This is a genomic window from Klebsiella sp. ME-303 (assembly GCF_007910085.1).
GTDB classification, from domain to species: Bacteria; Pseudomonadota; Gammaproteobacteria; order Enterobacterales; family Enterobacteriaceae; genus Klebsiella; species Klebsiella michiganensis.
In genome coordinates, this window is the sequence record NZ_VOJB01000083.1 from 48457 (window position 1) to 73556 (window position 25100).

Here is a 25100-nt window from a genome sequence, read left to right on the forward strand (position 1 = left end):
TTCGTTGCGGACATTAACGCAAATAGTGTTCCGTCAGGGCGCACCACAGCGCGGCGCCTTTCAGCAACAGCGCATCGTTGAAGTCGTATCCCGGGTTATGCACCATGCAGCGATCCGCTTCGTCCCCGGCCCCGATGGTGAAATAGCAGCCGTTCGGATTACGCTCGAGCATAAAAGCAAAATCTTCGCTGCCCATAAACGGCTTCACCTCGCCGACCTGCGCCGCGCCAAACAGCGCGGTCGCCACCGTGCGGACCATCTCATTGGCAGCCGGATCGTTCCTTAAAACCGGGCTGCCGTTAACGTGGGATAAGGCGGCGCTGGCGTTAAAGCTCTCGGCCTGAGCAACGGCGATATCGTGAATGCGCTGCAGGACGGTCTCGCGAACCTGTTCGTTTAAGGTGCGCACCGTGAGCTTCATTAACACCTTGTCGTTGATAATGTTCGGGGCGTGCCCGGCCTGAATACTGCCCACGGTCACGACCGCTGGTTCAAACGGCGTGATGTTTCGGGAAACAATGGATTGCAGCGCCAGGGTGATATGACAGGCAACCAGCGTGGCGTCGACGGTATGCTCCGGTACCGCGCCGTGTCCGCCCACCCCTTTGACTTCAATATGGAGAGTATCCGAGGAGGCCATCATCGCCCCATCGCGCAGGCCGATTCTGCCTAACGGCTGCCCCGGCATATTATGCAGGCCAAAAATGGCATCGCAGGGGAACTGGTCAAACAGGCCGTCTTCCAGCATGACCCGACCGCCGTAGAGCAACTCCTCAGCAGGCTGAAAAATAAGCTGCAGGGTGCCGTTAAACTGCCGGGTGCGCGCCAGATATTCCGCGGCGTACAATAGCGTGGTGGTATGGCCGTCGTGGCCGCAGCCGTGAAAACGACCGTCGACCCGGCTGGCCCACGCTTTGCCGCTCATCTCCTGCATCGGCAGCGCGTCCATATCCGCCCGTAGCCCCAACCGTTTTTTACCCTCGCCGACGCGTAAAGTACCGACCACGCCGGTGCCCGCCAGACCGCGGTGAACCTGATAGCCCCATTCGCCGAGCAGGCGGGCAACCTCTTCGCTGGTTTTATGCTCTTCAAAACCAATTTCCGGCTGCTGATGGAAACGGCGGCGAAGCGCGACAAACTGCGCCTCGTTAACCTGTAATGCCTCAATAATCGGGTGTGTCATTTTTATTATTCCTGTGTTGTGTTTGCACGACACTTTCGAGTTTATGCATCCCTGTCGGCTTTAAAATGCGCTTTTTTGTTTTATAGTGACGGATTATTAATGAGTGTTTTTCATACAAAACGGTTATGACAAAAAATGACGTGCTGTTTTTTGTCTTCAGGAGGCGACGGTGGAGCATCATTCAGGCGACTTTCAGGTTGTGGTTCGCGATATCCGGCAGCTGAGCCAGCAGGAAAACGATGCTCTGACGCTGCTATGGCTGCTTGAGGGCAGCGTCGAACTCCGCGATGGCGAGACGGGTCGGTACCTGCAGGCCGATGAACTGGCGATAGTGAATCGTCATCGCCGCTGGAGCCTGCACAGCAAGACGGCGAACGTCGTGATGGCGCTGTCGCTGAACGCCGGATGGCTGACCCGCCTCGACGGCGATTTTTTTGCCTCCGTCTACCAGAGCAGCAGCGAAACGCGCGATGCCGAAGACACCCTGCGCTACCTGATGCGCCAGCTGCTGGTCCTCGGTCTGGTCAATCCGCAGGCCCACTACCGGCTGGAGGCCAACCGCTGGCTTAGCGAAATTGCTCTCCTGCTGGCGTCACGCTTCAGCCGTCCCCTCACCGCCCAGGCGCCTCGCGGAGCCGAACGCTGGAGCCAGCGAATTAACAGAGTGGTAGCGCGAATCGACGCCAACTATCAACGGCGCCTGTCGCTGCAGGAGATAGCCGCCGCGGAGTTTGTTTCTGAGGCCTGGCTCTCGCGTCTGTTCCGCAAAGAGGTGGGCGTCAGCTTTATGCAGTACATCACCGGGCTGCGCCTGCGCGAAGCCGCGGAGCAGCTGACGACGACGCGTCAATCGATACAGCAGATCGCTCAGCAGCAGGGCTTTGCCAGCAGCCGGGTGATGAGCGACCTGTTTAAACGCGAGCACGGCCTGACGCCGCGCCAGTTCCGCCAGCAGCACCCGCAGACGGCGGTCGAATCTCGCCGTCCGCCCCCACAGCAGACCGAGCGATGGCAGCCGGTGTCAATCGATCGGCTGTACGCCCGGCTCAACGCGCCGCAAACCTACGGTCTGGATAGCCCGCCGCTGCGGCTCAGCCCCCAACAAACCCGCCATCTCGATGTTCGCGAACTCCCGGCGCGCGCCGCGCCGCTGCGTCACACCCGAATGGTGATTACCGTTCGCGAACTGGACGACCTGCTGCGCGAGGATGTCCGCCGCGAACTGGAACAGCTGCACGACAAGCTGCCGATATTCGCCATCGATATTCACGATCCGTTTCTCAGCAGCCGCCTGTTCGGCACCGGCTGGGACGATCCGCAAATGGCCGGGTATGCCTGCTGGTATAACCTGCAGCGCATTTTTAGCTGGCTGGCGACCCTTGGCTGGGCGGTGATACTGCATACCGGGCTCACCACCCGCGGCGACCTGCTGCAACGTTTCCTCTCTCTGTCCGCTAACCATTTTCCGCCGGCAACCCTCGCCAGCTGGCACTTCGTCTGGCACTGGTCCCCTCAGGCCAGCGACGAGGCCCGCCAGCACGCCTGGCGGCAACAAAAGACGATCCTGCAGAGGCTATCGCCGCAGTCGGCGCTGGGGATCTGGCACCGTTTCCCTCAACAGGTGGAGAACGATCCCCTTCTGCGTTCACCGCTGCTGGTCGAGGCGGATTTTCTGGCCTGCCAGGCCGATGCTAATGAACTGCTGGATCTCGCGCAGGTGGATAGCCAGAAACTGGCCGCCAGCGAAAACTATCCGGTACACAAATTGCGCAAACTTCATAGCGCGCTGCGCCAGCGGCAGCTCCTGCTGCCGCTTTGGCTGCTCTCGTGGAATACCCTCACCGGCGATACCCGCGATACCAACGGCCGTTTCTTTCGCGGCGCGCTGCTGATGGATAATCTGCTGGGACTGGCGGATCAGGTTTGGCTCGCGGGGTTCTGGCTGAATTCAGGGCTGCAGGGGGAAGCCCGCGCCAACGGCAAGCTGGACACTTCCAGCCTGGCGCTGCACTATCTCCACGGTCTGCCGCGACCGGTCTACTGGGTGCTATGGCTGTGGCGCAGGCTGCGGGGCGAGGTGGTGATCAACGACAAGAACTTGCTGCTGCTGCGCCATAACGGCCATTATCAGCTACTGCTGCGCAACACGGTGGTTTTCAATCCCTGGCTTTCCAGCGAGGAGGCGTTTATCCAGCGCTTTAGTCAGCCCTGGAGCGTGCGCCTGCTCGGCCTTGAAGGACGCTGGCGAATCAAACATCATCTGTTCGATCGGCACCATGGCGCGCTCTTCCCGCTGTTTGAGGCCTTTCGCAGCCAAAGCGGCCCGGACGATGAGGACTATCGCTGGCTGATGCACAGAGCGCGTCCGGCGCTGCGCGTCAGTGAAGAGACGCCGGATAGCGACCGCTGGCAGCTTGTCGATTCGCTGGAGAGCAATGCGCTGGCGCTTTATGAATTCACGCCGCTCGGCGATTGAAAAGTGACAGCGTCACTACCCTGCTTCTTTCTGCAAGCGGCCTGTGCCGTGAAAAATAGCTTTTGCTTGCGCGGCAGCCCGTTCACCTGCGGTTAAAAAATTGTAACTAGCAAGATATCTTCATGTGAACTATCATCAGCGCATTATGACTCAATGGACTGAAAATAAAGATGATTCCGGTTAACCCTTCAACGCTCGGCCGCTATGCGGCGCACGTCAGCCTGGTCCATACCATGAAAAGCCACCGCGCGCCGGCGCTCTCGGTCATGATGATCTTTTCGGACCTGCTTATCCGCTCAACCGAAGATGCATATCGTCAACAGGGCTGGACAATTACGCCGCAAAACAGCGGCCTGGTACTGCGTACTTATGTTGCCCACCATCACGATGGCGAAAAGCTGGAAATTAATCCCAAAGATTATATCGCCCGCTATAACCGGCTCCTTCCCCTGTAGCGCCTCGACCGCCAGCCAGCCTTACAGCCACGGCTGGCTGGAGAAACCGCCAATAAAAAGATACCATGTGGCGGATATCGGGGCTTCGACGCAAATAAGCGCCATGCTCAATACCCATAGCTTGCTCAAGCCGTGCGGCAGATGAATCGAAAATACGCTTTGCTCAACCCCTCGCTTGCCTGATGACAAACGTCGGATGATTTACGAGGTATACTCGAAGTTAATAAGCGGTATGAATTTGAATCAGTTGGTCAAATAACCGACGCAGCCCTCGCTTATATTATCTCCATGAGCAATAAGGTGGTGGTAAATGTTATTTAATATTAATAAGATAGAGCCTTGCTCTATAATCAAAAAGAAACTATGCGCCTGAAATTGTCTTCTCTCCTGGCAGCGGTATGTATGCTGTACGGGCAAGCTTTTGCCGCGCCAGCGCTGCCTGCGCACGCGGATATTCGCGATAGCGGCTTCGTTTATTGCGTGAGCGGTCAGGTCAACACCTTCAACCCGCAAAAGGTCAGCAGCGGCCTGATTGTCGATACCCTGGCCGCCCAGCTCTACGACCGGTTGCTTGACGTCGATCCCTATACTTATCGCCTGGTTCCCGAACTGGCAGAAAGCTGGGAGGTGCTGGACAACGGCGCAACCTACCGCTTCCACCTGCGCAACAACGTGCCTTTTCAGACCACCGCCTGGTTCAAACCGACCCGTAATTTTAATGCCGATGACGTCATTTTCACCTTTGGCCGCATTTTTAATCGCGACCACCCGTGGCACAACGTTAACGGCAGCAGCTTTCCCTATTTCGATAGCTTACAGTTTGCCGACAGCGTGGAAAGCGTGCGTAAGCTGGATAGTCATACCGTCGAGTTTCGCCTCAAACGCCCGGACGCCTCGTTCCTGTGGCACCTGGCCACCCACTACGCCTCGGTGATGTCGGCAGAGTATGCCGCGAAGCTGGCGCAGAACGATCGCCAGGAACTGATCGACCGGCAACCGGTCGGCACCGGTCCGTTCCAGCTGGAGGAGTATCGCAGCGGTCAGTACATTCGCCTGCAGCGCCATCCGGCCTACTGGCGCGGTAAACCGCTGATGCCGCAGGTGGTGGTCGATCTCGGCTCCGGCGGCACCGGCCGCTTGTCAAAACTGCTGACCGGCGAGTGCGACGTGCTGGCCTGGCCCGCCGCAAGCCAGCTCTCTATTCTGCGTGACGACCCGCGTCTGCGCCTGACCCTGCGCCCGGGAATGAACATCGCCTGGCTGGCGTTTAACACCGCTAAGCCGCCGCTCGATAATCCTGAGGTACGCCATGCGCTGGCGCTGGCCATCAATAATCAGCGCCTGATGCAGTCGATCTACTACGGCACGGCGGAAACCGCCGCGTCTATGCTGCCTCGCGCCTCCTGGGCCTACGATAACGACGCCAGGATCACCGAATATAACCCCACGGAAGCCCGCGCCCGGCTGAAAGCCCTGGGGCTGGAAAATCTCACGCTTAAGCTGTGGGTGCCAACCAGCTCGCAGGCCTGGAACCCCAGCCCTCTGAAAACCGCCGAGCTTATTCAGGCGGATATGGCGCAAATTGGCGTGAAGGTGATTATTGTGCCGGTCGAAGGCCGGTTCCAGGAGGCCAGATTAATGGATATGAGTCATGACCTGACGCTGTCCGGCTGGGCAACGGACAGTAACGATCCGGACAGTTTTTTCCGTCCGCTATTGAGCTGCGCGGCGATTACCTCACAAACCAACTATGCTCACTGGTGTCATCGCGAATTCGACGAGGTGCTGCAAAAGGCGCTCACTTCCCAGCAGCTGGCCTCGCGCATTGAGGCCTATAAAGAGGCGCAGCGCATTCTTGCCAATGAACTGCCGGTGCTGCCGCTGGCCTCCTCCCTGCGCTTGCAAGCCTATCGTTACGACATGAAAGGCCTGGTGCTGAGCCCGTTTGGCAACGCCTCATTCGCAGGCGTCTCGCGGGAAAAAGAAGACGAGGTGAAAAAACCATGATTATTTTTACCCTGCGTCGCCTGCTGCTGCTGCTGATTACCCTCTTCCTGCTGACCTTTGTCGGTTTTAGCCTGAGCTATTTTACGCCCCACGCGCCGCTGCAGGGCGCCTCGCTGTGGAACGCCTGGCTATTCTGGTTTGAGGGCGTGCTGCACTGGGATTTCGGCGTTTCCAGCATCAACGGTCAGCTGATTTCCGAGCAGCTTAAAGAGGTCTTTCCCGCCACCATGGAGCTCTGTATCCTCGCCTTCGGCTTCGCGCTGGTGATCGGGATCCCCGTCGGTATGCTGGCGGGCATTATGCGCAACAAATGGCAAGATACCCTGATCAGCGCCCTGGCGCTGCTGGGCTTTTCGATTCCCGTCTTCTGGCTGGCGCTGCTGCTGACCCTGTTTTTCTCCCTTACCCTGGGCTGGTTTCCGGTCTCCGGGCGCTTCGATCTGCTGTATGAAGTGAAATCGGTCACCGGCTTTGCGCTGATCGACGCATGGCTATCCGACTCCCCGTGGCGCCATGAAATGATCGTCAGCGCGGCGCGCCACATGGTGCTGCCGGTGCTAACCCTGGCGGTAGCGCCGACGACGGAAGTGATCCGTTTGATGCGTATCAGCACCAGCGAAGTATACGACACCAACTATGTCAAAGCCGCCGCCACCCGCGGCGTATCGCGGCGGACGATTTTACACCGCCACGTCCTGCACAACGCCCTGCCGCCGGTGATCCCGCGCCTGGGACTCCAGTTTTCCACCATGCTAACGCTGGCGATGATTACCGAAATGGTCTTTAGCTGGCCGGGGCTGGGCCGCTGGCTGATTAACGCGATTCGCCAACAGGACTACGCCGCGATTTCCGCGGGCGTGATGGTCATCGGCGCGCTGGTAATTATTGTGAACGTGATATCCGATATTCTGGGTGCTATGGCTAACCCACTGAAACATAAGGAATGGTATGCCCTACGATAGCGTCTATCTGGAGAAGCGCCCGCCGGGTGCGCTGCGCACCGTATGGCGAAAATTCTACGGCGATACGACCGCCATGATCGGCCTGTACGGCTGTGCGGCGCTGGCGCTGCTGTGCGTTTTCGGCGGCTGGTTCGCTCCTTACGGCATCGACCAGCAGTTTCTCGGCTACCAGCTGCTGCCGCCGTCCTGGTCGCGGTACGGCGAAGTGTCGTTCTTTCTCGGTACCGACGATCTCGGTCGCGACGTCCTGAGCCGCCTGCTGAGCGGCGCGGCGCCGACGGTCGGCGGCGCGTTTGTGGTGACGCTGGGCGCCGCCCTGCTGGGACTGGTGCTTGGCGTGATTGCCGGTTCTACCCACGGCCTGCGGTCGGCGGTGATGAACCATATTCTTGACACGCTGCTGTCGATCCCGTCCCTGCTGCTGGCCATTATCGTGGTCGCCTTCGCCGGGCCGCACCTCAGCCACGCGATGTTCGCCGTCTGGCTGGCGCTTCTGCCGCGGATGGTGCGTTCGGTCTACAGCATGGTGCATGACGAACTGGAAAAAGAGTACGTTATCGCCGCCCGCCTTGACGGGGCCTCGACGCTGAATATTTTATGGTTCGCGGTGCTGCCGAATATTACCTCAGGCCTTGTCACCGAGATCACCCGCGCGCTGTCGATGGCGATCCTGGATATCGCTGCGCTGGGCTTCCTCGATCTCGGCGCTCAACTGCCTTCCCCCGAATGGGGAGCGATGCTCGGCGACGCGCTGGAGCTGATTTACGTGGCGCCGTGGACGGTGATGCTGCCGGGTGCGGCAATCATGATAAGCGTCCTGCTGGTTAATCTGCTGGGCGACGGGATCCGCCGCGCCATCATCGCCGGGGTGGAATAATGCCGTTACTCGACATCCGTAATTTAACCATTGAATTCAAGACCAACGAAGGCTGGGTAAAAGCCGTCGATCGCGTCAGCCTGACACTCGCCGAGGGGGAAATACGCGGCCTCGTCGGGGAGTCCGGCTCCGGCAAAAGCTTAATAGCTAAAGCGATATGCGGCGTCACCAAGGACAACTGGCGGGTAACCGCCGACCGCATGCGCTTCGACGACATCGACCTGCTGCGTCTGTCGGTGCGCGAGCGGCGTAAGCTGGTGGGCCACAACGTCTCAATGATTTTTCAGGAGCCGCAATCCTGTCTCGACCCTTCCGAACGGATCGGCCAGCAATTAACGCAGAATATCCCCGGCTGGACCTTTAAAGGACGCTGGTGGCAGCGCCTGGGCTGGCGCAAGCGGCGCGCCATCGAGCTCCTGCACCGCGTCGGGATCAAAGATCATAAAGATGCGATGCGCAGCTTCCCCTACGAGCTGACGGACGGAGAGTGCCAGAAGGTCATGATCGCCATCGCGCTGGCTAACCAGCCGCGGCTGCTGATCGCCGATGAGCCGACTAACGCCATGGAGCCGACAACGCAGGCGCAAATCATCCGCCTGCTGACGCGGCTGAACCAAAACAACAACACCACTATTTTGCTGATCAGCCACGATATGCAGATGCTCAGTAAATGGGCGGACAAAATCAACGTGATGTACTGCGGGCAGACGGTGGAAACCGCGCCGAGCGAAGAGCTGGTGACGATTCCTCATCACCCTTACACGCAGGCGCTGATTCGGGCGATTCCCGATTTCGGCAGCGCCATGCCGCACAAGAGTCGGCTCAACACCTTGCCGGGGGCGATCCCTTTGCTCGAACAGCTGCCCATCGGCTGCCGGCTCGGGCCGCGCTGCCCCTATGCCCAGCGCGAATGTATCGAAACGCCCCGGCTGGTGGGCGCCCGTAACCACCTCTATGCCTGTCATTTCCCGCTGAACATGGAGAAAGAGTGAAATGGTCGAAACATTGCTTGAAGTGCGCAATCTGAGTAAGACCTTTCGCTACCGCACCGGCTGGTTTCATCGGCAAACGGTGGAAGCGGTTAAGCCGTTAAGCTTTACCCTGCGCGAGCGCCAGACGCTGGCGATTATCGGCGAGAACGGCTCTGGCAAGTCAACGCTGGCAAAAATGCTCGCCGGAATGGTCGAACCCAGCACCGGCGAACTGCTGATTGACGATCGCCCGCTGGCGTTTGGCGATTACTCTTTCCGCAGCCAGAAGATTCGCATGATCTTTCAGGATCCGTCGACCTCGCTCAATCCTCGGCAGCGTATTTCGCAAATCCTCGATTTTCCGCTGCGCCTGAATACCGACCTCGAACCCGAAGCGCGGCAGAAGCAGATTATCGAAACGTTGCGAATGGTTGGCCTGCTGCCGGACCACGTCAGCTACTACCCGCATATGCTGGCGCCGGGACAGAAACAGCGTCTGGGCCTGGCGCGCGCGCTGATCCTGCGTCCGAAGGTCATCGTCTGCGATGAAGCGCTGGCGTCGCTGGATATGTCAATGCGCTCGCAGCTGATAAACCTGATGCTGGAGCTGCAGGAAAAACAGGGTATCTCCTACATTTACGTGACTCAGCATCTGGGCATGATGAAGCACATCAGCGATCAGGTGCTGGTGATGCATCAGGGCGAAGTGGTCGAACGCGGCAGCACCGCCGACGTTCTGGCGTCTCCGCTGCACGAGCTGACAAAACGCCTGATTGCCGGCCATTTCGGCGAGGCGCTGACTGCCGATGCCTGGCGTAAAGACGGTAAATAAACCGAGGCGTAAATTGCACGGCGCTAGCGCCAGGTCGCCGTCATATCCGATGGTATACTCTTGTATACACGGTAGCCAAAGCGCGATATGACGTGGCGAATGGCAGAAAAATATCGTGACACAAGGGGTCGTCAGTGGGATATAATTCCCGGCTAAATTTGAGTTATTTCGAAATAACAATGCTAACCAAATGATTGTTAAAGTAAAAATACGCAATAACGATAAGGATTAAAAGCTATGGGTTTTCTTTCCGGTAAGCGCATTCTGTTGACTGGCCTTGCCAGCAAACTGTCCATCGCCTACGGCATCGCGCAAGCCATGCACCGTGAAGGGGCTGAACTGGCGTTCACCTATCAGAACGAAAAACTGAAAGGTCGTGTGGAAGAATTTGCCGCCGCGCTGGGCTCTAATATCGTCCTGCCGTGCGATGTCGCGGAAGATGAGAGCATCGAGTCTCTGTTCACCGAGCTGGCAAAAGTGTGGCCGAAGTTCGACGGTTTCGTCCACTCTATCGGCTTTGCGCCGGCAGACCAGCTGGACGGCGACTACGTTAACGCGGTCACTCGTGAAGGTTTCAAAATCGCTCACGATATCAGCGCCTACAGCTTTGTGGCGATGGCGAAAGCCTGCCGCGGTATGCTGAACCCGGGCTCCGCCCTGCTGACGCTCTCCTACCTGGGCGCAGAGCGCGCCATCCCGAACTACAACGTGATGGGTCTGGCGAAAGCCTCTCTTGAAGCTAACGTGCGCTACATGGCGAACGCCATGGGCCCGGAAGGCGTTCGCGTTAACGCCATCTCTGCCGGTCCGATCCGTACCCTGGCGGCTTCCGGTATTAAAGATTTCCGTAAGATGCTGGCGCACTGCGAAGCGGTCACCCCGATCCGTCGCACCGTCACCACTGAAGACGTGGGCAACAGCGCAGCATTCCTGTGCTCCGACCTGTCTGCCGGCATCTCCGGCGAAGTCGTTCACGTTGACGGCGGCTTCAGCATCGCCGCCATGAACGAGCTGGAACTGAAATAAGTTCGTTACCCTCCTCGCGCCCGCGAGGAGGGGTATTTCCCCCGCGCTTTCCTTCTGTTATTCCAATCCGCTATTTGTTAGCACGGATCAATATTTTCTCCCGCTCCAGGGTTAAGCCAGGATAGTTCCGCATAGCATGACCGCGAAACGGCGGTTTGCCACATACCGAACAAGGAACGCCCATGGAGCAACGCCGCGTTAACGGCAAAAACCACTGGTATCATGAGACCCAGTCAACAATCTGCCCGGTGGATGTATTGCCGCTCGTCCCTGAAGCCGCCCATGTCGAAGATCGTTTTCTACTCGATCTGACTCTCCCCCGGGAGCTGCTCGAGGCGCATGCGCGCTGGCTTACGCCCGCCCGTCGGCTGGCAGATGCCCTCTTTCCCGCGTCAGTGACGGTTAACCGTCTACAGACATTTAGCGCCTATGACCGGCTAAGTACGGCGCTGACCGTCGCCCAGGTTTATGGCGTACAGCGCCTGTGTAATCACTACGCCGCTCGCCTGGCGCCGCTTCCCGGCCCGGACTCCTCGCGTGAGAGCAACCGTCGTCTGGCGCAAATTACCCAGTATGCGCGTCAGCTCGCGAGCTCTCCTTCGCTGATCAACGCGCTCGCCCGCAGCCAGCTGGACGAAGTCGGCCTGACCAGTCGCGATATTATCCTTATCAATCAGATTATTGGCTTTATCAGCTTCCAGGCCCGCGCTATCGCCGCCTTCCATGCCGCGCTGGGTTACCCGGTGCGCTGGATCCCCGGCATGCCGCAGCAGGAAGATGCCCCGGAAGCGCTTTTCGTCGCGAGGGAGAGTGACTGGCAGCCAGGACTTGACGACGCGGACTTACGCTATGCCGACGATGAGCGCCAGTCTCTTTTAGCGAACTGGCGAAAACATCCGGGCCTGTTTGAACTTGCCCCGCTGCTGGCGGCTCAGGAACCTCCTCTGGCTCTGCAGGAACAGCTTCTGACCCACCTCAGCGATCGACAACCGTTCGCCGCGCAGGTGGCGCTGATCGCTGCGCGGATTAATGGCAGCATCAGCTGCTTTAACGCGTGGGCCTCGCGATGTCCAGATTTAGCCGATCTCACGGACGCTTTGCGTGGTAATGAATCCGGCGTCCAGCCATGGGGAGACAACCCGTCAATGGAACGCCAGCTTCTACAATCCGTACAGCTTTTGACCCGTGCGCCCGACCGCTTCAGCGCCGCCCAGCTAACTCCCCTCACTGATTACGGGCTTTCCCGTAGCGCGGCTATCGATCTACTCGCCTGGTGCGGGCTGTGCGGTTGGATGAATCGGCTGAAAATCGCCCTCGGGAATGTACGTCAGGAGACGTAAAATGCTGAAACAGCGCTTGCTGCGGCAGGCATATTCGCGTAAAAATGTCAGCCGCTCTTTTAGCCACGAAAATACGAAATTATGTTTCAGGACAACCCGCTGCTAGCGCAGCTTAAACAGCAACTGCATTCCCAGACTCCGCGCGTTGAAGGGGTCGTTAAGGGGACGGAAAAAGGATTTGGCTTCCTCGAAGTCGACTCGCAGAAAAGCTATTTCATTCCGCCGCCGCAAATGAAAAAAGTGATGCATGGCGATCGTATTATCGCCGTGGTCAATACTGAAAAGGAACGCGAAAGCGCTGAGCCTGAAGAACTGGTTGAGCCGTTCCTGACGCGTTTTGTCGGCAAAGTTCATAAGAAAGACGATCGTCTTTCCATCGTTCCTGACCATCCGCTGCTGAAAGATGCCATTCCTTGCCGCGCCGCGCGCGGCGTAGAGCATGATTTTAAAGAGGGTGACTGGGCCGTTGCCGAAATGCGCCGTCATCCGCTGAAAGGCGACCGCGGTTTCTACGCTGAGCTCACCCAGTACATTACCTACGGCGACGATCATTTCGTTCCATGGTGGGTCACCCTGGCGCGTCATAATCTGGAAAAAGAAGCGCCGGACGGCGTGGCGACCGAGATGCTTGATGAAGGTCTGGAACGCCGTGATTTAACGGCCCTGGCTTTCGTGACCATCGACAGCGCCAGCACCGAAGATATGGACGATGCGCTGTACGTTGAGCAAACCGCTGACGGCAAGCTGCATCTGACCGTCGCTATCGCCGATCCGACCGCGTGGATTGCCGAAGGCAGCAAGCTGGACAACGCGGCGAAAATTCGCGCCTTTACCAACTATCTGCCGGGCTTCAACATTCCGATGCTGCCGCGCGAGCTCTCGGACGACCTCTGCTCTCTGCGCCCCAACGAGGTTCGCCCGGTTCTGGCCTGCCGCATGATCCTCGCGGATGACGGCGCCATCGAAGATGATATTCAGTTCTTCGCGGCGACCATCGAGTCGAAAGCGAAGCTGGCCTACGATGATGTTTCCGACTGGCTGGAAAATAACGGTGGCTGGCAGCCGGGAAGCGAGACTATCGCCCAGCAAATTAAGCTGCTGCAGGAGGCCTGCCTGCGTCGTAGCGAATGGCGTAAAAACCACGCGCTGGTATTCAAGGACCGCCCGGATTACCGCTTTGTGCTTGGCGACAAGGGTGAAGTGCTGGATATCGTCGCCGAACCGCGTCGTATCGCCAACCGCATCGTTGAAGAGTCAATGATTGCCGCCAACATCTGTGCCGCCCGCGTGCTGCGCGACAAACTCGGTTTCGGCGTTTATAACGTCCATACCGGTTTCGATCCGGCCAACACCGAGCAGCTCGCGGCCTTACTGAAGACTCACGATGTGCACGTTGACCCGGTGGAAGTGCTGACGCTGGAAGGCTTCTGCAAGCTGCGTCGCGAGCTGGACGCGCAGCCGTCTGGTTTCCTCGATAGCCGTATTCGTCGCTTCCAGTCGTTTGCGGAAATCAGCACCGAGCCGGGCCCGCACTTCGGCCTGGGCCTTGAGGCCTATGCGACCTGGACTTCCCCGATCCGTAAGTACGGCGATATGATTAACCATCGTCTGCTGAAAGCGATTATCAAAGGGGAAGCGATCTCCCGCCCGCAGGATGACGTTGCGATCCAAATGGCTGAACGCCGTCGCCTCAACCGCATGGCGGAGCGCGATGTTGGAGACTGGCTGTACGCCCGCTATCTGAATCCGCAGGCCGGCACCACTACCCGTTTTGCAGCTGAGATTATCGATGTCAGCCGCGGCGGCATGCGCGTGCGTCTGGTTGATAACGGCGCGGTTGCCTTTATCCCGGCGCCGTTCCTTCACGCCGTGCGCGATGAACTGGTGTGCAGCCAGGAAAACGGCACCGTGCAGATCAAAGGCGAAGTCGTCTACAAAGTCACGGATGTTATCGACGTCACGATTGCCGAAGTGCGCATGGAAACCCGTAGCGTGATTGCGCGTCCAGCCGCCTGATAGTTCACCTGTGCGGCTCCCTTATATGGAGCCGCATTTTAGCCCTTCCCGTTGTTTTTCTGCGCGTTGCCCACGAATCATTGTAGATGAGTTAGTTTGTGCGTTTTTTTCGCTTCTCTTTTTCATCCGTTTTTAGCATCATTGATTTTATTCACATTTGTAACCAGGATAACGCCATGTCAGATCTGAATGCCCGCCTGCTCGCCCAACGAATCGATACCGTGCTGGATATTCTGGTTGCCGGGGATTATCACTCCGCAATCCATAATCTGGAAATTCTGAAAGCTGAACTGCAGGCGCTTTCCAGCGACGAGCAGGAAAATAAACCCGGTCAGCCTAAAGCGCCGTGGGAAATTTGATAATCTTCATCGTCGCCATCGGCCATCCAGGACCGATCGCGCCCAAATAGCCCTTAACTGCGAAGTTGCTATGAACGCCCGACAACAAAGTATTTTGCAAATGGTCATCGATAAAGGCCGTATGAGCGTGGCCGATCTCGCGAAGATGACCGGTGTCTCTGAAGTCACCATTCGCCAGGATCTGAATTCACTCGAGAAACAGAGCTACCTGCGGCGTACCCACGGCTTCGCCGTTCCGCTGGATAGTGAAGATGTGGAAACCCGCATGATGACCAACTTCGCCATTAAGCGAGAGCTGGCTGCGCGGGCCGCTACGCTCGTTTCGTCCGGGGAAACGGTATTTATCGAAAACGGGAGCTGCAACGCCCTGCTCGCCCGTACGCTTGCCGAGCGCGGCGATATAACTATCATCACCGTCAGCAGCTATATCGCGCATCTGCTGAAAGAGACGCCCGGAGAAGTCATCCTGCTGGGCGGGATCTATCAAAAGCGCAGTGAAAGTATGGTGGGTCCGCTAACCCGCCAGTTTATTCAGCAGGTCCACTTCAGCAAGGCCTTTATTGGCATTGACGGCTGGCAGGCTGAAACCGGATTTACCGGACGGGATATGATGCGTGCTGACGTGGTCAACGCGGTGCTTGAAAAGGGCTGTGAAGCGATTGTGCTGAGCGATAGCTCGAAATTCAACGTGGTTCATCCCTATCCGCTCGGCCCGATAGGGCGCTTCAACCGCATTATCACCGATGATAATCTCAATGATGCCGTGCGCAACCAGTTAACCCAGTGCGGTTTAGCCGTCGATATCGTTAACCATCCCTGATCCTTATTTCTGCCTTACCGCCGCTTTGCCGGGCTCTCCCCGGCATCGCCCTGGTCTGAGACTTTTCTGACATCTGAATTCAGACTTTTTACCTGCCTGAAAAATTTATAGAAAGTAGAATTAATGTTAGCGATATAACAGGAAGTAACTATCACCTGCGTGAATAGAGCAACACCTGCGCAACTAAAGCTTCATGGAATACCCCCCGGGCTGGCGTAACAAGCTATGCTTAAGGGAAGTTGTATCCATGAATAGATTATTCAGGAGAAAAAAAATGATGACTTCAATGAACAAAAAAATGGCCGCTGTGGTTCTGGCCGTCACTGTTGCAATGTCTCTGAGCGCTTGTTCTAACTGGTCTAAACGCGACCGTAACACCGCTATCGGCGCAGGTGCCGGTGCACTGGGCGGTGCGGTATTAACGGACGGCAGCACCCTGGGTACCCTCGGCGGCGCGGCAGTCGGCGGGATTATCGGCCACCAGGTGGGTAAATAATATTAACCACGAACAATAAAATGAAAGTTTATATTTGCTGACCAGTACACCAGCACAAAAATAAAGGCCACGATATTTATCGTGGCCTTATTATTAATCAACCGCCAGCCAGCTTAACCTTCATGCCTTTGGCTTCCAGAAGCGATTTGAGCAAGTCACGCTTATCGCCCTGAATTTCAATCACGCCATCTTTTACCGCCCCGCCGCAGCCGCATTTCTTTTTCAGCTCGGCAGCCAGCTTAGCCAGCGCGTCGTCACTTTCATCTATTCCGCTAATCAGACACACGCCCTTCCCCTTGCGCCCGCTGGTCTGGCGCTGGATACGTACGATACCGTCCCCTTTCGGACGCGCCTGTACCGCTTTGGGCTCATCAATACGACCGCTGTCCGTTGAATAAACCAGACGACTGTTGGAATCGCTCATCATACCCCCTTATTCAACGATGCGTTGATACCGCGCAGGGTGGCGGCCGGATCGGCAGACTGCGTTACCGGACGACCAATCACCATGTAATCTACCCCCGCCGCCTGCGCCTGTTCCGGCGTCATAATGCGCCGCTGGTCACCCGCGTCGCTACCTTGCGGACGAATGCCAGGCGTCACCAGCTTGAACGCCTGGCCCAGCTCTTGTTTAAAGCGAACCGCCTCCTGCGCCGAACAGACAACGCCATCCAGCCCGCAGCGCTGGGTCAGCGCCGCCAGCTTCGCGGCGTGGTCCGCCGGAGATAGCGTAATGCCCAGATCCTGCAGATCGCTGGCTTCCATGCTGGTTAACACCGTTACCGCAATTAATAGCGGCGCATCTTTTCCGAAAGGCAGCAGGGCCTCACGTGCGGCGGTCATCATACGCGCGCCGCCGGAGGCATGAACGTTAACCATCCAGACGCCAAGCTCTGCCGCTGCGGCGACCGCACGCGCCGTGGTATTCGGGATATCGTGAAATTTTAGATCGAGGAAAATCTCAAAACCGCGCTGGTGCAGGTCGCGAACAAACTGCGGCCCCAGCAGGGTAAACATCTCTTTACCAACCTTGAGCCGGCAGTCGCGCGGGTCGATACGGTCGACAAACGCCAGCGCTTTATCACGGTTATCATAATCGAGAGCAACGACGATGGGAGAGGATGTGACAACGCGGGAAGAAGATGTAGCAGTAGACGTCATGACCGGACCTTAATTGTTGATGAGCGCCGGTTCGGCGCAAAAAAGGTAAACGGGCAGCATTCTACCTGCGATAAGCCGAAAATAACAGGCTGCATTTCCCTCCCTGCCAGACGCCTTAATCGCCGTAGCCGGAGGAGACGGACATAATAATCCATAAGTATGTTGTAACTAAAGTGCGGCTTTTTTTTAAAATTACTGCCCGTCGAGTCCGCGAATGGGCTTAATGGTTGACCACGACCGGCAGGATGGACAGTGCCAGTACAGCGTATGGGCGGTAAAGCCGCATTTCTGGCAGCGGTAGCGCGGCTTGCTGCGGACCTGCTCGCCCACCATCTGGCGCAGCACGCCCAGGCTCTCCTTCGCACGCCCCTCTTCGGCTTCATTAATGTGGTAATCGATGAGCTTATGGAAAACGCGCATCGTCGGATGGCGCTCCAGCTGGCGAGTCACGTAGTTTTGCGCGGCGTCAACCCCTTCCCGCTGTTCGAGGATCTGCGCCAGCATCAGATCGGCCGTCGCGCCGGTATTTTCCTCCGCGCAGCGGCGCAAAAATGCTTCCCACTCGTCGGTTTTTCCTAACTGCTGGTAACAGGTTTGCAGCATCTCCAGGGTTTCACCCACCAGTTCTTTATCCTGCTCAATCACCCGCTCCAGGCTCTCTACCGCCTTGGCATAGTCGCCCTTCTCCATCCATACCCGACCCATCATGATGGAGACGCGAGCGCTGTTGCGATCCGCCGCGGCGCCTTTTTTCAGCAGCGCCATCGCCTTATCCAGATCGTTGCCCGCCATTTGCTGCAGCGCCAGTTCACACCAGAAATTGGCGATTTCGCCGCGATGTTTCTCTTTCCCCAGCTTAACCAGACGCTCGGCCACTTCTATCGCCGACTGCCAGTCGCTGGTTGCCTGATAAATTTGCAGCAGCTGCTGCAGGGCGCTCAGGCGAAAATCCGTTTCATCCACCAGCTGTTTGAACATCCCCTCCGCCCGATCGTAGAGCCCGGCGGCCATATAATCGCGCCCCAGCTGCTGAACCGCCAGCAGGCGCTGGTCGTAAGTCAGCGAGGCGCTTTCCATTAAGCTCTGGTGGATGCGGATAGCGCGGTCAACTTCACCGCGCGAGCGGAACAGGTTGCCCAGCGTCAGATGGGCTTCGACGGTGCCGGTATCTTCTTTCAGCATATCGAGGAACAGATCGACGGCTTTATCCTGCTGATTGCTCAGCAGGAAGTTGACCCCTGTAACGTAGTCACGCGACAGACGGCTCGCATCGTCCTGTTTGGACTGTTGTGCACTTCTGCGCCCCATGTACCAGCCATACGCTGCGGCAACGGGCAAAAGCAGAAACAACAACTCCAGCATAAATGATTATTCCTTCACCGCAGGAACACCGGCTTCTGCAGGCGTAGCGCTGGCTGGCGCGATCTGATGCTCCAGACGCTTAATTTTACGCTCAGCGCGCGCCAGAGAGACGCGAACGCGCAGCCAGAAAAGACCGCAGATCAGCCAGCCGATAGCAAAACCGGCAGCAAAAAGCACGGCCAGCAGCGTCGAAATACGGAACTCACCCTGCGCGAGGAGATAGTTGAACGTGACCACCTGGTCATTCTGCGCGCCCAGCGTCACTGAAATGACGAAGATGGCTAACACCAGTAAGAAAATAAGAAAATATTTCACATGACTTCCCGTTCTGTGGGTTGCGCGAAAAAATCCCGCGTTCAGCCCTATAAAGTACCATTTTCGCCGCAGCGGTGAAATGGAAATGCATGACACCAGTACAGGATATGCGGCCTGATAGGGGTAATATCAACATTATTCCGGCGCTGCCGCCCTTTTTTTAATATCCTGCGCCTCTTCTCCCGGCGGCGATAGCGGGCCGCAGAACCGTTGGGCAAGCCAGGTCGCCAGGGTCACCAGCAGCCAGGAAATCAGCGTTGCGACGATCAGATCCTGCGGCCAGTGCATGCCCAGCGCCAGGCGGCTGCCCATCACCGCCGTCGCCCACGTTAGCAGCAGCGCCAGGGTGACCCAGCGACGCCGCGGCCACAGCAAACCAACGCCGAGCAGCGCCCAGCTGGCAGCGAACATCGTATGGCCAGACGGGAAAGCGAAGCCGGTCTCTTTTTGCCAGTGCTTGCGCAAAAATTCGGGGATTTGCTGCTCTTGCGCCAGCTGCTCATGCACCAGTTTAGCGCGTTCTTTGCGTTTCAACGCGTAGAATTGCGTGACCGGCACCTGCTGCGTCTGCTCCAGCCAGATGACAAAGGGACGAGGCTCCTGAACGCGGCCTTTAATCCACGTCTTCATTCCCTGCCCAACCAGTATCGCTGCGGCCAGAATGAGGAACAGCATTATCGCCGCTCGCAGACGAAAACGCAGGCACCACAGAAACCAGGCGCATAAGATAACGTGCGTAATGATGCCCCATGGCTGCGTCACCGTCTCGGTCACCCAGTACAGCAGCTTCATCGTCCCTGCCGACAGCCCGGGATGCCATTTCCAGCCCGAAATCCAGATCGCAGCAGGCATGATTAATAACAGGGCCGCGCCAACGGCGGTTCGTCTGGCAATCAACAGCATCTCATCTCCTTATTCATTAACCTCAATATCATAACGGAAAGTAGTTCGTTTGTGCGCTTTGCGCGCAGGTAACCCGACGCAATTAGGAGAACGTCGCGCCATTGTGGCAAAATAGCGGCAAACAGAAGCACAGTCAGGTGCTGATAGAATCTGGAGAATCACATGCAGCTTAAACGTGTGGCAGAAGCCAAACTGCCAACCCCATGGGGCGATTTTCTCATGGTGGGTTTTGAAGAACTGGCAACCGGGCAGGATCACGTCGCGCTGGTATTTGGCGATATTTCGGGGCAATCCCCGGTTCTGGCTCGCGTACACTCTGAGTGTTTAACGGGCGACGCCCTTTTTAGCCTGCGCTGTGATTGCGGATTTCAACTGGAAGCGGCGTTGTCGCATATTGCCGAAGAGGGGCGCGGCATTCTGCTGTATCACCGCCAGGAAGGGCGCAATATCGGTCTGCTGAACAAAATCCGCGCCTACGCGTTACAGGATCAAGGCTATGACACCGTGGAAGCCAACCATCAGCTGGGTTTTGCCGCCGATGAACGCGACTTCACGCTGTGCGCAGATATGTTTAAGCTGCTCAACGTCGACCAGGTACGCCTGTTGACCAACAACCCGAAGAAGGTCGAAATCCTGACTGAAGCGGGAATTAACATTGTGGAACGCGTGCCGCTGATCGTGGGACGAAACCCGAAAAATGCCCACTATCTGGATACTAAGGCTGCCAAAATGGGGCACCTGCTGAGCAAGTAATTCCGTTGAAAAATGAAGGGCCAGCCTGTGCTGGCCCTTTTTATATCAGACGCGGGTTTACAGCATATTGCGGATCACATAGTGCAAAATACCGTCGTTCTGATAGTAGGTCAGCTCAGTCGCGGTATCGATGCGGCAGCGGCAATCAATCACTTCCTGCCGACCATCCGCGCGCGTCAGCGTGACCGGCACCGTCATACCGGGCTGCAGAGCCTGCAGGTTGCTGATATCTATCCGCTCCTCGCCGCTCAGTCCCAGCGTTTTACGCGTCACCCCCTGCGGGAATTCCAGCGGTAAGATCCCCATTCCAATCAGGTTGGAGCGGTGGATACGCTCGAAAGACTCGGCAATCACCACCCTGACGCCGAGCAAACGCGGTCCTTTAGCCGCCCAGTCGCGGCTGGAGCCGGAACCGTACTCTTTGCCTGCGATCACCGCCAGCGGCGTGCCCTCCGCTTTGTAGAGCATAGCGGCATCGTAAATAGCGATAGGTTGACTATCCGGAAGATGACGGGTCATCCCCCCCTCCACGCCGGGGACCATTTCGTTACGAATACGAATATTGGCAAACGTCCCGCGCATCATCACCTCATGGTTGCCGCGACGGGAGCCGTAGGAGTTAAAATCAATGCGTTCGACGCCGTGATTTTGCAGATAACGGCCCGCGGGGCTGTCGGCTTTAATGCTGCCCGCCGGGGAGATATGGTCGGTGGTAACCGAGTCGCCCAACATGGCCAGAATGCGCGCGCCGTGAATATCCTCTACCGGTTTAGGCTCAACGCCCATCTCATCAAAGAACGGCGACAGGCGAATGTAGGTGGAATCATCCTGCCAGTCGTAGGTATCAGAGCGATCCACTTTAATCGCCTTCCACTCGGCTGTCCCTTCAAACACTTCGGCGTACTCTTTACGGAACATCTCCGTTGAGACTTGCTCAACCGCCTGCGCGACTTCGATTCCGCTCGGCCAGATATCCTTCAGATACACCGGCTGACCATCTTTACCCGTCCCTAACGGCTCACGGGTCAGGTCGAGATTCATATTCCCCGCCAGGGCGTAGGCGACCACCAGCGGCGGCGACGCCAGCCAGTTGGTTTTTACCAGCGGATGAATACGTCCTTCAAAGTTGCGGTTGCCGGAGAGCACAGCCCCGACGGTCAGATCGCCCTGCTTGATTGCGCGCTCGATCGGGTCCGGCAGCGGTCCGGAGTTACCGATACAGGTGGTACAGCCATAGCCGACCAGATTGAAGCCCAGTTCATCAAGATACGGCGTCAGCTTTGCGTGGGCCAGATAGTCGGAAACGACCTTCGACCCGGGAGCCAGCGACGCTTTAACCCACGGCTGCGGTTTCAGCCCCCGCTCAACGGCTTTTTTGGCCAGCAAGCCGGCGGCCATCAGGACGCTGGGATTCGACGTGTTAGTACAGGAGGTAATGGCGGCAATCACCACCGCGCCGTCAGGCAGCGAATACTGCTGTCCGTTCAGCGTGTAGTCGATTGGCCGTTTATCTTTCTGCGCGTGATTAACTTCCAGCTCGGTGCTGGCGGCAAAGGCCTGGGGCACATCGCCGAGCGCTACGCGATCCTGCGGGCGTTTCGGCCCGGCCAGGCTGGCTTCAACGGTTCCCATATCCAGCGCCAGCGTGCTGGTGAATACCGGTTCATCTCCAGGCTGACGCCACATGCCCTGCGCTTTCGCATAGGCTTCTACCAATGCCACCTGCTCTTCGCTGCGGCCGGTCAGGCGCATATAGTCAAGCGTTACCGCATCGATCGGGAAAAAGCCGCAGGTCGCGCCATACTCCGGGGACATATTGGCAATCGTCGCGCGGTCCGCCAGCGGCAGAGAATCGAGGCCATCGCCGTAGAATTCAACAAACTTACCCACAACGCCGTGTTTACGCAGCATTTGGGTGACCGTCAGGACCAGGTCCGTCGCGGTAATGCCTTCACGCAGCTTGCCGCTCAGCTTGAAGCCAACAACGTCCGGGATCAGCATGGAAACCGGCTGACCGAGCATGGCGGCTTCCGCTTCGATACCGCCGACGCCCCAGCCCAGAACGCCTAAACCGTTAATCATCGTGGTATGGGAATCGGTGCCGACCAGGGTGTCGGGGAAAGCCACCCACTCGCCGTTTTGCTGTTCGCTCCACACCGCCCGGCCAAGGTATTCGAGGTTTACCTGGTGGCAAATACCGGTACCCGGCGGTACTACGCTGAAGCGGCTGAATGCCTGCTGCCCCCAGCGCAAAAAGACGTAGCGCTCATGGTTGCGCTCCATCTCAAGCCGGACGTTCTCTTCAAAAGCATCATCGTCACCAAAACGGTCTACGGTGACCGAGTGGTCAATCACCAGGTCGACGGGCGAAAGCGGGTTCACTTTGGCGGTATCGCCGCCCAGGCGTTTGACCGCTTCGCGCATCGCCGCCAGGTCCACCACGGCAGGAACCCCGGTAAAGTCCTGCATCAGGACGCGCGCCGGACGGTAGGCAATCTCCCTGTCGGCATGGGCATGCTTCAGCCATCCGGCCAGGGCATGAATATCTTCGGCGGTCACGGAATCGCCGTCCTGCCAGCGCAGCAGGTTTTCCAGTAGCACTTTGAGCGATTTGGGCAAGCGCGAGAGATCGCCCAGTTGTTTAGCGGCCAGCGGTAAGCTGTAGTAATGCCAGGTTTTATCTTTAACCTGGAGCGTATCCTTACTGGCTGCTCGTAGGGTTGACGACATAGCTCCTCCTTTACCTTAGGGATAGCATCCCCTGATCCTCCTCAGGGTCATTATTAAAGATAACACATCTTTGATGTAACATTTTGATAACAACTCAAATTGCTAAAATAGGCGTAACGCATTAAGACAGGAAATTTGAATAATGAGGGCGGATATATTGAGAAGGATTGAAGAAGTCAGGTTTGCGTCGGCGAGCGCGTCGTATTAGTACACGAGTACAAAGAAAGACTAATCGCCATTATTCCGGCGATTAGTCCAATAGAGAAAATTTATCGAGCGAGTCTAAAAAGGGAAAAATTATATCCTCCTTATTACCGCTATTTTATCAGATAGAAATAATTCTCAATAATTCACTTGTCATAAAACTGACATAACCGCTGTGACTGGAAGGTGCTCTAGCTTAGTAACCAAACGTTGCAGACAACCAGAGCAATGACGCTCCAGAACATCGCAAGCCCAAGGATAACGGCGCTCCAGGCCTTACTTCTCAAAACTGGATCTATCTCAGTCTTGTCACGTTCCTGTGACATCGCAAACTTCATATAATCGATATCACTAATCATTTTTTCACCACCAATCGCTAAGAATTACTAACCACAGATAAATCTTAATTATGGATTGCCTATTAATCCAGTGAATTCGCTTTTCAGCAGATATCTTTCATCATTAATTTGATCGCGGCAGGTATATTTGCAAATGTGGTACGAGGAGTTAACGAAAATTGTGATTCAGACGAGGTTTAGATATTCCATTTCAGGCCATTATAGGCTTTGGCATCCCCGAGAGGATGCCATTATTTTTTCTGTGGTTATTTTTCCGGTAATTTAATATCTTTGAACATCGCTTCAATATCTTCATTTGAGCGCAAAGCAACGGCGGTATCGACCACATCCCGGGTCAGATGCGGCGCAAATCGCTGAATAAAATCATACATATAGCTTCGCAAGAAGGTACTGCGACGGAAACCTATTTTCGTGGTGCTGTGGCTGAAAATACCATTGGCGTCCAGCTTCACCAGGTCCGGATCGGAAACCGGATCCACCGCCATACTGGCAATTACCCCTACCCCAAGGCCCAGACGCACGTAGGTTTTAATCACATCGGCGTCGGTGGCGGTGAAAACGATGCGCGGCGTTAAGCCGGCGCGATTAAAGGCGGTATCCAGCTCGGAGCGGCCGGTGAAGCCGAAGGTGTAAGTCACCAGCGGATACTGCGCCAGCTCCTCAATCGATACCGACTCTCGCGACGCCAGCGGATGCTCTGGCGTGACGACCACGGAGCGGTTCCAGTGGTAGCACGGCAGCATCACCAAATCATCATAAAGATGAAGCGCTTCGGTCGCGATAGCGAAGTCAGCATTGCCTTTCGACACCGCCTCGGCGATTTGCGTTGGCGACCCCTGATGCATGTGCAAGGAGACGCGGGGATAGCGTTCGATAAAGCCTTTGATAACGCCCGGTAGCGCGTAGCGGGCCTGGGTGTGGGTAGTTGCTACGTACAGCGACCCCTTATCAGGCCAGGTATGCTCACCCGCTACCGATTTGATCGCATCGACCTTCGACAGGACCTCGCGAGCGATGCGTATGATCTCCTGGCCTGCGGGAGTGACCTGGGTCAAATGTTTGCCGCTGCGGGCGAAAATCTGAATTCCCAGCTCATCCTCCAGCATGCGAACCTGCTTGCTGATGCCCGGCTGTGAGGTGTACAGGCCTTCGGCCGTGGAGGAGACGTTCAGATTATGGTTAACAACCTCAACGATATAGCGGAGCTGCTGTAGTTTCATGGCTGATATCCGATAGCACGTAAAATAAACCCGCTTAATACATTTTACGCTCAGGTCATTTGGCGGTGGACGGGCTAGCCCGAACCTCCCTGCGACTCGCCGCGTTGGCGCCACAACGTATCCTGATGACGGTGATGTATAAGACGATAAGATAATAAAAAAGGGATTAGCTATAACCACTATATCATTTATATCTACAGTGTATAGATACTAACAAAAAATAATAAGGCAGTTATAAGGAGAGAGGAGGAACAGAGTAATATCTTGGATATC

The 25100-nt window shown here is 56.8% G+C and carries 23 protein-coding genes; 14 read left to right on the forward strand and 9 right to left on the reverse strand.

Annotated features, from left to right (window positions below):
* Positions 1–13: 13 nt before the first annotated feature.
* Positions 14–1183 carry a M20 aminoacylase family protein gene (locus tag FQK12_RS17045; protein ID WP_014229024.1) on the reverse strand — a complete coding sequence of 390 codons (1170 nt, stop codon included), beginning with the start codon at positions 1181–1183 and terminating at the stop codon, positions 14–16.
* 169 nt (positions 1184–1352) lie between these two features.
* On the opposite strand from FQK12_RS17045, the gene FQK12_RS17050 reads away from it, so the two are divergent.
* The 13 genes from FQK12_RS17050 to osmB all read left to right on the forward strand — a co-directional run bounded on the left by FQK12_RS17050 (position 1353) and on the right by osmB (position 15820).
* Positions 1353–3659 (forward strand): helix-turn-helix domain-containing protein, encoded by a 2307-nt coding sequence (locus FQK12_RS17050; protein WP_014229023.1) that lies wholly within the window; start codon positions 1353–1355, stop codon positions 3657–3659.
* A 170-nt stretch (positions 3660–3829) separates the two neighbouring features.
* Positions 3830–4114 carry a hypothetical protein gene (locus tag FQK12_RS17055; protein ID WP_004850195.1) on the forward strand — a complete coding sequence of 95 codons (285 nt, stop codon included), beginning with the start codon at positions 3830–3832 and terminating at the stop codon, positions 4112–4114.
* A 363-nt stretch (positions 4115–4477) separates the two neighbouring features.
* A complete protein-coding gene (gene sapA / locus FQK12_RS17060) occupies positions 4478–6121 on the forward strand; it encodes an ABC transporter substrate-binding protein SapA (protein WP_004850192.1) in 1644 nt (547 codons plus the stop codon).
* Positions 6118–7083, forward strand: coding sequence for a putrescine export ABC transporter permease SapB (gene sapB, locus FQK12_RS17065; RefSeq protein ID WP_014229022.1), 966 nt, complete (start codon positions 6118–6120; stop codon positions 7081–7083). The genes sapA and sapB overlap by 4 nt, the downstream gene beginning before the upstream one ends.
* Positions 7070–7960, forward strand: a complete 891-nt coding sequence (sapC, locus tag FQK12_RS17070) for a putrescine export ABC transporter permease SapC (protein ID WP_004139490.1) — start codon at positions 7070–7072, stop codon at positions 7958–7960. Before sapB ends, sapC begins: the two co-directional genes overlap by 14 nt.
* Positions 7960–8952 (forward strand): putrescine export ABC transporter ATP-binding protein SapD, encoded by a 993-nt coding sequence (sapD, locus tag FQK12_RS17075; protein WP_014229021.1) that lies wholly within the window; start codon positions 7960–7962, stop codon positions 8950–8952. Before sapC ends, sapD begins: the two co-directional genes overlap by 1 nt.
* 1 nt (position 8953) lies before the next feature.
* Positions 8954–9763 carry a putrescine export ABC transporter ATP-binding protein SapF gene (gene sapF, locus FQK12_RS17080; protein WP_004850180.1) on the forward strand — a complete coding sequence of 270 codons (810 nt, stop codon included), beginning with the start codon at positions 8954–8956 and terminating at the stop codon, positions 9761–9763.
* Between the two features lie 237 nt (positions 9764–10000).
* Positions 10001–10789, forward strand: coding sequence for an enoyl-ACP reductase FabI (fabI, locus tag FQK12_RS17085; protein WP_004121225.1), 789 nt, complete (start codon positions 10001–10003; stop codon positions 10787–10789).
* A 182-nt stretch (positions 10790–10971) separates the two neighbouring features.
* Positions 10972–12129 (forward strand): carboxymuconolactone decarboxylase family protein, encoded by a 1158-nt coding sequence (locus FQK12_RS17090; protein ID WP_014229020.1) that lies wholly within the window; start codon positions 10972–10974, stop codon positions 12127–12129.
* 81 nt (positions 12130–12210) lie between these two features.
* Positions 12211–14145: an exoribonuclease II gene (locus FQK12_RS17095; RefSeq protein WP_014229019.1), complete on the forward strand. Its 1935-nt coding sequence runs from the start codon at positions 12211–12213 to the stop codon at positions 14143–14145.
* A gap of 176 nt (positions 14146–14321) precedes the next feature.
* On the forward strand, positions 14322–14504 hold the full coding sequence (locus FQK12_RS17100; RefSeq protein ID WP_004121231.1) for a hypothetical protein: 183 nt from the start codon (positions 14322–14324) through the stop codon (positions 14502–14504).
* Positions 14505–14574: 70 nt separating this feature from the next.
* On the forward strand, positions 14575–15324 hold the full coding sequence (locus tag FQK12_RS17105) for a DNA-binding transcriptional regulator YciT (RefSeq protein WP_014229018.1): 750 nt from the start codon (positions 14575–14577) through the stop codon (positions 15322–15324).
* A 277-nt stretch (positions 15325–15601) separates the two neighbouring features.
* Positions 15602–15820 (forward strand): osmotically-inducible lipoprotein OsmB, encoded by a 219-nt coding sequence (osmB, locus tag FQK12_RS17110; RefSeq protein ID WP_004139496.1) that lies wholly within the window; start codon positions 15602–15604, stop codon positions 15818–15820.
* A gap of 97 nt (positions 15821–15917) precedes the next feature.
* Here the strand turns inward: osmB and yciH are convergent, their stop codons facing one another.
* The 5 genes from yciH to pgpB form a co-directional block, all read right to left on the reverse strand.
* Positions 15918–16244 carry a stress response translation initiation inhibitor YciH gene (yciH, locus tag FQK12_RS17115; protein WP_014229017.1) on the reverse strand — a complete coding sequence of 109 codons (327 nt, stop codon included), beginning with the start codon at positions 16242–16244 and terminating at the stop codon, positions 15918–15920.
* Positions 16244–16981 carry an orotidine-5'-phosphate decarboxylase gene (gene pyrF, locus FQK12_RS17120; RefSeq protein ID WP_014229016.1) on the reverse strand — a complete coding sequence of 246 codons (738 nt, stop codon included), beginning with the start codon at positions 16979–16981 and terminating at the stop codon, positions 16244–16246. Before pyrF ends, yciH begins: the two co-directional genes overlap by 1 nt.
* A 192-nt stretch (positions 16982–17173) precedes the next feature.
* The gene (gene lapB, locus FQK12_RS17125) at positions 17174–18343 is read right to left on the reverse strand and encodes a lipopolysaccharide assembly protein LapB (protein WP_014229015.1); all 1170 of its coding nucleotides are present in this window, start codon (positions 18341–18343) and stop codon (positions 17174–17176) included.
* Between the two features lie 6 nt (positions 18344–18349).
* Positions 18350–18658 carry a LapA family protein gene (locus FQK12_RS17130; RefSeq protein ID WP_014229014.1) on the reverse strand — a complete coding sequence of 103 codons (309 nt, stop codon included), beginning with the start codon at positions 18656–18658 and terminating at the stop codon, positions 18350–18352.
* A gap of 135 nt (positions 18659–18793) precedes the next feature.
* On the reverse strand, positions 18794–19561 hold the full coding sequence (gene pgpB / locus FQK12_RS17135) for a phosphatidylglycerophosphatase B (protein ID WP_014229013.1): 768 nt from the start codon (positions 19559–19561) through the stop codon (positions 18794–18796).
* A gap of 162 nt (positions 19562–19723) precedes the next feature.
* On the opposite strand from pgpB, the gene ribA reads away from it, so the two are divergent.
* Positions 19724–20314, forward strand: coding sequence for a GTP cyclohydrolase II (ribA, locus tag FQK12_RS17140; RefSeq protein WP_004121245.1), 591 nt, complete (start codon positions 19724–19726; stop codon positions 20312–20314).
* A gap of 57 nt (positions 20315–20371) precedes the next feature.
* Here ribA and acnA read toward each other — a convergent pair whose 3' ends face one another.
* The 3 genes from acnA to cysB form a co-directional block, all read right to left on the reverse strand.
* Positions 20372–23044: an aconitate hydratase AcnA gene (gene acnA / locus FQK12_RS17145; RefSeq protein WP_004850158.1), complete on the reverse strand. Its 2673-nt coding sequence runs from the start codon at positions 23042–23044 to the stop codon at positions 20372–20374.
* A gap of 395 nt (positions 23045–23439) precedes the next feature.
* Positions 23440–23607, reverse strand: coding sequence for a YmiA family putative membrane protein (locus tag FQK12_RS17150; protein ID WP_004121247.1), 168 nt, complete (start codon positions 23605–23607; stop codon positions 23440–23442).
* Positions 23608–23852: 245 nt separating this feature from the next.
* On the reverse strand, positions 23853–24827 hold the full coding sequence (gene cysB, locus FQK12_RS17155) for an HTH-type transcriptional regulator CysB (protein ID WP_004121248.1): 975 nt from the start codon (positions 24825–24827) through the stop codon (positions 23853–23855).
* Between the last annotated feature and the right edge of the window lie 273 nt (positions 24828–25100).